7 protein-coding genes are annotated in these 7,898 nt (G+C 47.2%); 6 read left to right on the forward strand and 1 reads right to left on the reverse strand.

Annotation, left to right across the window (positions count from 1 at the left end):
- The first annotated feature begins 81 nt into the window (after positions 1-81).
- From kdpA to ACEW9J_RS19145, 5 genes are all read left to right on the forward strand, one after another.
- A complete protein-coding gene (kdpA, locus tag ACEW9J_RS19125) occupies positions 82-1,788 on the forward strand; it encodes a potassium-transporting ATPase subunit KdpA (protein ID WP_373546686.1) in 1,707 nt (568 codons plus the stop codon).
- A 2-nt stretch (positions 1,789-1,790) separates the two neighbouring features.
- Positions 1,791-3,878, forward strand: coding sequence for a potassium-transporting ATPase subunit KdpB (gene kdpB, locus ACEW9J_RS19130; protein ID WP_373546687.1), 2,088 nt, complete (start codon positions 1,791-1,793; stop codon positions 3,876-3,878).
- Between the two features lie 2 nt (positions 3,879-3,880).
- Positions 3,881-4,117, forward strand: a complete 237-nt coding sequence (locus ACEW9J_RS19135) for a potassium-transporting ATPase subunit F (protein ID WP_373546688.1) — start codon at positions 3,881-3,883, stop codon at positions 4,115-4,117.
- A gap of 199 nt (positions 4,118-4,316) precedes the next feature.
- Complete coding sequence (gene kdpC, locus ACEW9J_RS19140) at positions 4,317-4,952, forward strand: K(+)-transporting ATPase subunit C (RefSeq protein WP_373546689.1); 636 nt, start codon at positions 4,317-4,319, stop codon at positions 4,950-4,952.
- Positions 4,953-5,140: 188 nt separating this feature from the next.
- Positions 5,141-6,232 carry a universal stress protein gene (locus ACEW9J_RS19145; RefSeq protein WP_373546690.1) on the forward strand — a complete coding sequence of 364 codons (1,092 nt, stop codon included), beginning with the start codon at positions 5,141-5,143 and terminating at the stop codon, positions 6,230-6,232.
- Between the two features lie 340 nt (positions 6,233-6,572).
- On the opposite strand, the gene ACEW9J_RS19150 is transcribed toward ACEW9J_RS19145, so the two are convergent.
- Positions 6,573-6,971 (reverse strand): thiol-disulfide oxidoreductase DCC family protein, encoded by a 399-nt coding sequence (locus ACEW9J_RS19150; protein ID WP_373546691.1) that lies wholly within the window; start codon positions 6,969-6,971, stop codon positions 6,573-6,575.
- 27 nt (positions 6,972-6,998) lie between these two features.
- Here ACEW9J_RS19150 and ACEW9J_RS19155 point away from each other — a divergent pair, with 27 nt between their 5' ends.
- Positions 6,999-7,427 carry a hypothetical protein gene (locus ACEW9J_RS19155; RefSeq protein ID WP_373546692.1) on the forward strand — a complete coding sequence of 143 codons (429 nt, stop codon included), beginning with the start codon at positions 6,999-7,001 and terminating at the stop codon, positions 7,425-7,427.
- The last annotated feature ends 471 nt before the right edge of the window (positions 7,428-7,898 follow it).

Genomic DNA, 7,898 nt, shown 5'->3' on the forward strand with positions numbered 1-7,898 from the left:
TTGAAGCAGCCAACATCAGTGGTAGATTCAAAGCTTCAATAATTAAGCTCGATCGCCGATGCAGATGAGGAATATTTATACATGCTACAGGGATGGATTCAAATTGGATTAACGCTGGTTATCATTCTGGCGATTACGCCAATATTTGGTGGCTATATCGCTCGTGTCTATCTAGGTCAAAAAACACTACTCGATCGAGTGTTAAATCCAGTCGAACGGCTGATTTTTAGCCTCAGTGGTGTCTCTCAAACCCAAATGACGGGCTGGCAATATGCCCGTGCGATCCTCTACAGCAATTTAGCAATGGCAATTTTGCTATTTGCGATGCTGATGTTGCAAGGATTACTACCGCTCAATCCGACAGGATTGGGTGCGCCCACTTGGGATACAGCCTTGCACACCACAATTTCATTTGTGACCAATACCAATCAACAGCACTATTCTGGGGAAACAACTTATAGTTATTTATCGCAGATGCTGGGATTGGGATTTATGTTTTTTACTTCGGCGGCGACGGGAATTGCCGTGGCGATCGCGTTTATTCGCGGTTTGACGGGTAGACCGCTCGGCAATTTTTATGTCGATCTGATTTTGGCAATTACGCGGATTTTATTGCCGATTAGTATTGTCGGTACGATCGCGTTAGTTGCCGCAGGTACTCCCGAAACTCTTTCGGGGCCGATCCTAGTGCCGACATTAGAAGATCCCAATATACGTCAGGCGATCGCCTTGGGGCCAGTGGCACATTTTGAGCTAATCAAAGAACTGGGCGAAAATGGGGGTGGTTTCTTTGGCATCAACTCCGCTCACCCGTTTGAGAATCCAAATGGATTTACTAATCTCATTCAAATTTTAGCGATGATCTCGATTCCGACTTCGCTGATTTATACTTACGGTGTAATTGCTGACAATCGCAAGCAAGCTTGGTTAGTGTTTGGGATGGTATTCATTCTCTATGTCGCATTCATCATCGTCACTGCCATCGGCGAGTATCAGGGCAATCCCCTCGTTAATACCCTATTGGGTAGCTCACAGCCCAATCTAGAGGGCAAAGAAGTCCGATTTGGGTGGGCGCAGTCGGCTCTATATGCGGTGACGACTACTGGCACGATGTGCGGTGCAGTCAACTCGATGCACGATTCATTTATGCCTGCGGGTGGATTTATATTACTATCTAATCTATTTCTCCAAATCATTTGGGGTGGACAGGGTAGCGGGACGGCTTACCTATTTTCTTATCTGATTTTGGCGGTATTTGTCACCGGATTGATGGTGGGGCGTACCCCTGAATTTCTGGGGCGCAAGATTGAGAAAAATGAGGTAGTATTAACCAGCTTTTTGCTGTTATTAGTACATCCCATTTTCGTATTATTTCCAGGTGCGATCGCCTTAGCATTTCCCGAACAACTAGCTGGCATCAGCAATCCTGGCTTTCATGGACTCGCCCAAGTGATGTATGAATATGCCTCGGCTACTGCTAATAATGGCTCTGGCTTTGAAGGATTGGCAGATAGTCAACCAGCACCCACAGCATTGTGGTGGAATCTGAGTACTTGTCTGAGCTTGCTGGGTGGGAGATATGTACCGATCGTGTCACTACTGCTCCTAGCAGAGGGAATGTCGCGCAAACAACCCGTTCCCTTTACTACAGGTACACTGCGTACCGATACGGTCTTATTTACAGGAGTCACCGCAGGCGTAATTCTGATTATGGGTGCATTAACCTTCTTTCCCGTTCTCGCATTAGGACCGATCGCTGAAGCCTTTCAACTCACACGGGGAGCATAATTATGACTAGCACATCTTCTCCTCAACCGACTCCTGGCGGCACAGGTACCTCCCGCCGAAATTCACCCAAAGTCTCAATGGCTGGCTTGTATCAACGAGCCGTCCGCGATGCCTTTACCAAGCTCGATCCGCGCATTGCGGTTAGCAATCCAGTCATGTTTATCGTCTGGGTGGGCACGATCGTTACTTTCCTGGTGACACTCGATCCCAATCTGTTTGGGACAATCCAGACGGATGTAAATCAAGAGCGCGTCTTAAATGGTTTAATTACGCTCATTCTGTTTTCGACAGTGATGTTTGCTAACTTTGCCGAAGCTATTGCCGAAGGACGCGGTAAAGCTCAAGCAGAATCACTCAAAGCAAGTCGATCGGACACGATCGCTAACAAAGTATTACCCGACGGTACAATTGAGCAAGTTAGCTCCACAGCACTCCGTAAGGGCGATCGAGTTAGGGTAGCCCTCGGCGAAATGATTCCCGCTGATGGGGAAGTGGTGGTGGGTGTAGCTTCGGTAGATGAGTCGGCGATTACGGGTGAATCTGCGCCCGTCCTCAAACAGCCTGGCACCGATATTGCGAGTTCTGTTACAGGTGGTACGCGGGTAGTTTCAGATGAATTGACGATTCAGATTACCGCCGATCCAGGGCAGGGCTTTATCGATCGGATGATTGCCCTCGTCGAGGGTGCAAAACGTTCTAAAACCCCCAACGAAATTGCGCTGACAGTGTTCCTAGCTGTCCTCACCCAGGTATTTCTAATTGTGGTGGCAACTCTATCGCCATTAGCAAACTTAGTAAATACGCCGATTTCGATCGCGATTCTCGTCTCGCTGCTGGTTGCCCTGATTCCGACTACTATTGGCGGGTTATTGAGTGCGATCGGGATTGCTGGCATGAATCGAGTCGCCCAATTTAACGTCATCGCCACATCTGGACGGGCGGTGGAAGCCTGTGGAGATGTAAATACGCTGATTCTCGACAAAACGGGGACGATCACCCTGGGGAATCGATTAGCCGACGAGTTTATTCCAGTCAATGGCTACTCTGTCACTGAACTTGCCGCTGTGGCTTTGGGCGGTAGTCTATTTGATGAAACGCCTGAAGGAAAATCGATCGTCCTATTAGCCGAAAAATTGGGCGCAAAGATCGATTTCGATCGCGCTGTCGCCGAAGGGATCGAGTTCTCCGCTCGGACGCGGATGAGCGGTACCGATTTACCTAATAATATTGAAATTCGCAAAGGAGCGATCGATGCGATTCGGGGCTTTGTGCGATCGCGTGGCGGCACTATTCCCGCCGAATTTGATGAGGCATACGAGCGCGTCTCCAAACTGGGTGGAACGCCGCTGGGTATTTGTCAGAACGGGGATTTGTACGGGGTAATTTATCTCAAAGATATCGTCAAAACTGGTCTAAAAGAACGATTCGACCAACTGAGACGCATGGGTGTGCGGACGATTATGTTGACGGGAGATAATCGGATTACCGCTGGCGTAATTGCCCAGGAAGCAGGGGTTGATGATTTCATCGCCGAAGCCACCCCCGAAGACAAGATCGACGTAATCAAGCGAGAACAGTCCCAGGGCAAACTAGTAGCCATGACTGGAGATGGCACCAACGACGCGCCCGCACTAGCCCAAGCCAACGTCGGTGTCGCGATGAACTCAGGCACCCAAGCAGCCAAAGAAGCCGCAAATATGGTCGATCTTGATTCCGATCCCACCAAGTTAATCGATCTAGTCGCGATCGGCAAACAATTGCTGATTACCCGTGGCGCATTGACTACTTTTTCGATCGCCAATGACATCGCCAAATACTTCGCGATCATTCCGACGATCTTTGCCGCTGCTGGAATTGGCTCATTGAATATCATGGGTTTAAAGAGTCCGCAATCAGCTATTCTTTCAGCTCTAATTTATAACGCCCTAATTATTCCCGCGTTGATTCCGCTAGCACTAAATGGCGTTAAATTTCGCCCCTTAACTGCCGACCAATTACTTCAGCGCAATATTTTAATCTACGGATTAGGCGGGGTAATTGCACCATTTATCGCAATCAAAATCATCGATGTTCTGCTGCCTATTTCTTAATTATGAAAGATATATCTGAAGATTTAGCCATCCTCTGGGAATCCTGGAGCCGTCGCAAATATCCCACTTATTTGTTTTTGGCACTGTGTCTAAACTTGGTACTTGCTTCCACTGTGTTTGCCGCAACGGGTGATACTTTCTCTCGTCCCCAAATTTATGCCTTAGGCATTCTGGGTTTGGGTACTGTAGCTCTGTCTGCTTATTTGTTCGTTGTGATGTTTCAACCAGAACGATTTTAGGTATGCGGATCGGATCGTATTCGCAAACTATCGAAGATCCCTCCTCACCCCCTTTTGTCGGCTAGATTTCGTTTTCGATGTTGCTCTACCCCCCCAACCCCCCTTATAAAGGGGGGGCTTTACTCCCTCCCCTTTATAAGGGGAGGGCTGGGGTGGGGTAAAAGACTACGCATCAACTCAATTATATTTATTAAAACCCATGAATCCAGTACGCGAAATCGGCAGAGCAATCCGCACCACCCTAGTCCTCTGGGTGCTAGTCGCCGTCATTTATCCCTTTGCGATGCTAGCCATCTCCCAACTAGCCTTCCCCTACCAAGCCAACGGAAGTTTACTAAAAAATGCCCAAGGTCAAGTTGTCGGATCGGCATTAATCGGACAACCATTTACGAGCGATCGATACTTCAATAGTCGCCCCAGTAGCACCAGCTACAGCACCGCCGATCCCAAGCAAGATAAAGCAGGAGTGCTCAAAACCGGAGTCTCTGGAGCCAGCAATCTAGCTCCTAGCAATCCGGCTCTACTCGATCGGATCAAAGGAAAAAGCGACCCCGATCCTACAAAAGCGATCGCTGGAGACTTACCCAGACTGCAACAGGCTGGCATCAAACCCACCGCAGACCTGATTTATACTTCCGGCTCTAGCCTCGACCCTCACATCACCCCAGAAGCTGCCAGAGCGCAGATTCAAAGAGTTGCGGGAGTACGCAAACTTCAGCCTAATCGGTTAGAAATTTTAATTAGTCAAAATACCGACGATCGCTCTTTCGGAATCTTCGGCGAACCTGGTGTAAATGTGCTGAAATTAAACTTAGCCCTAGATGCTCTCCGCTAATTCTCGATAAACCCGTGGGGGTGCCCTGTCTTGTCGTTTTTTTATGCGGGGGGAACCCACGCATAAAAACGCCGCTTTCTGGGTACCCTAGCACGCTTATTACTAATATCTTTAGTCCGCGCACCATCCGGACTTTGCATCACTAGCAACGACTTCCAGTCGTTGTGTCATCCCCCAACCCCCAACTCATGCAAACTTATCGACGCGGTAAACATAAAATCTTCATCGGGATGAGTCCTGGGGTGGGCAAAACCTACCGGATGTTGGAAGAAGGACATCGACTCCGCGCCGAAGGGATCGACGTGGCAATCGGCTTGCTAGAAACACACAATCGGGCTGAAACTGCCGCCAAAGCGATCGGTTTAGAACAAATTTCCCGCCAGCAAATTAGCTGTCAAGGTGTGACGATCGGCGAGATGGATGTCGCCGCCATCCTCCATCGCCAGCCGCAACTAGTATTAGTCGATGAGCTAGCACATACAAATGTCCCTGGTTCGGCACTCGAAAAACGTTATCAAGATGTCGAACAGATTCTCGAAGCCGGAATTGATGTCTATTCCACTGTGAATATCCAACATCTCGAAAGCCTAAATGATACCGTTGCCCAGCTTACCGGAATTGTCGTCCGAGAACGGATTCCCGATCGAGTCCTCGAAGCCGCCGACGAAGTAGTCGTTGTCGATGTTACCCCAGAAACTCTCCAAGAACGACTGCGGGATGGCAAAATCTATGCCCCCGACAAGATCGACCAATCCCTGAATAATTTCTTTCAACGTCGTCATTTAGCTGCATTGCGCGAGTTGGCATTGCGGGAAGTAGCCGACAATATTGAAGACACCCAGCAGTTGGATGGATCTATTTTAGATGGGACATCTTGCAACGTTCACGAGCGAGTGTTAGTTTGCATTTCTACCTATCCCAATTCGATGCAACTTTTACGGCGGGGAGCGCGGTTGGCTAATTATATGCACGCTCGATTTTATGTGCTTTTTGTCAACGATCCCGATCGATTTCTCTCGAAAGCAGATAGTTTGCACATTGAGACTTGCGAACGCCTCTGCCAAGAATTTGGGGGTGAGTTTATTCGAGTGCGGGATTACAATACGATCGAATCGATCGCCAATACCGCCCAACAGTATCGGATCACTCAAATCGTCATGGGCGAAAGTCAAAAATCACGCTGGCAAGCCTTCTGGAAAGGCTCCTTGACACAGCAAATCCTCCGCTTGCTCAAAAACGTCGATATTCACATTATCTCCACCACCAAGGAGCGAGAATAGGGGACGCTCGCATCTTGGATCGAAACAAATTTACTAGTGTTTTAGTGGATAGTGAATGGTGAATAGTGAATAGTTTTAGTACTCAAAAGTAAGTTTCGAGTCTATTTTCATCAGCTCATATAGCAATCCTAAATGAAAAGCTATGTGGATGTAGGGTGTGTTAGGCTGCCGCATGAGCACCAGTATCGATACCCAAGGATCTGATTTAGGACTGCTATATGTACTGGTGCAAGATGTGAAGATCGTTACTCCCTTCCCAGCCAAGAAATAGACATTCACCATCCACCCCTACGCTAGATGTTTAATTTGTCACAGGTTCAGAAGTAGGTAGCAACTATAGTCACGCGATGAATCGCTCCTGTAATTCTGGAGTGGGCACCATACAAGCATCTCGCCGTCCAAATAGGACAAATCTCTGGCGGGCAAATTCACTATAAGCCCAGTCCCGCAGAGGTTGTGGCATCGCTCTAAAACCAGCCAATAACTGCCAACCACCATCGAGTCGAGCCAGCACCTCCAAAACTGCATCACTCTTAGTCAAAACTCGTTCTCCATCAACTAGCATCAGTGTTTGAATATCGATCGGATCTAACCCATGCTGACGATAGAGCTGCTGTCCTAATTCTGATTGAATTGCGGCAAATTTAAAGATTTTTTGGCGATCGATCCCGATGACCATCTGTACTGCACTATTACAGAAATTGCATACCCCGTCAAACAGAATTAAATTTTGATACATGGGTTAATATTGATTAATTTATCCAAAATGATTACTACCCAAGCATTTACTACATACTTTATCTTATACACCTTTGCTAGTTTAGTTTTAGCTCTGGGGATCTCTTTCACAGGTGCTGCTTGGATTATTTACTTTTTTAGCCTTTTACCATTTTACCTGATTTGCACTTTATACTGCCTTAGCTTTTATCTAAATCATCGCGATCGGCAGCTAAAATTCACAGCGTCATTTTGGTACCTGATTCCAATCTTCCAAGTGATATTTATGGCTACTAGCCCAGCCGAATGTCGTCTCTGGCATCAGGGTAGAGCCTGTTATTCATTTATGCAGTCTCATTTGGACAACACTCAGGGCGATCCTGCACATTGGAATTTTGTCGAGATCGTTTTTCCACTTTCATTATTACTATATTCGCTCTCGCTCGTCGCTTTCTTGAAAAAGACTCAGATCCAATAACTAATAATCGATCGGTTCGCTAGGATTTACAGGATCGAGATAACATGTCTTCCCTTATTCACACCAAATCATCGCTCGCCTAAATATCAGTAATCTTGAGTAGATCGAGCTAGACGATTTGCATTCTGCAACGCTAGGCGAACGAAAATCCGTAAATTCACTTAGAGTGACGAGCGATCGAGTGGGAATACTAATTTCATCCCCTAAACCCAAGACTCAACTTTGAGTTTTGAGTTTGAAATTTTGGATGGCGATGTAATGGAGTTAGAGCAACAAGCTAAGTTCGATCTTTTGGTGCGAAAGTTAGAACGATCGATACGTCAACGCACAACTAAGTAGCTAGGCGCAATTAAATATAAAACGATCGAGTGCATATTCACCAGCTATACTTCGAGATTCCATTCCCGCCATGACAGCCTTGGCTAAATCATACTCATTGTCAAACATCTGTCCAGAGATTTCATGGCTTTT

It is taken from the genome of Chamaesiphon sp., from assembly GCF_041737865.1.
Lineage (GTDB): Bacteria > Cyanobacteriota > Cyanobacteriia > Cyanobacteriales > Chamaesiphonaceae > Chamaesiphon.

What these genes read in the sequence shown, in the direction of transcription:
- ACEW9J_RS19135 (WP_373546688.1), top strand. Translation starts at nt 3,881, where the DNA reads ATGAAAGATATATCTGAAGATTTAGCCATCCTCTGGGAATCCTGGAGC.
- ACEW9J_RS19145 (WP_373546690.1), top strand. Translation starts at nt 5,141, where the DNA reads ATGCAAACTTATCGACGCGGTAAACATAAAATCTTCATCGGGATGAGT.
- kdpC (WP_373546689.1), top strand. Translation starts at nt 4,317, where the DNA reads ATGAATCCAGTACGCGAAATCGGCAGAGCAATCCGCACCACCCTAGTC.
- ACEW9J_RS19150 (WP_373546691.1), bottom strand. Translation starts at nt 6,971, where the DNA reads ATGTATCAAAATTTAATTCTGTTTGACGGGGTATGCAATTTCTGTAAT.
- kdpA (WP_373546686.1), top strand. Translation starts at nt 82, where the DNA reads ATGCTACAGGGATGGATTCAAATTGGATTAACGCTGGTTATCATTCTG.
- kdpB (WP_373546687.1), top strand. Translation starts at nt 1,791, where the DNA reads ATGACTAGCACATCTTCTCCTCAACCGACTCCTGGCGGCACAGGTACC.
- ACEW9J_RS19155 (WP_373546692.1), top strand. Translation starts at nt 6,999, where the DNA reads ATGATTACTACCCAAGCATTTACTACATACTTTATCTTATACACCTTT.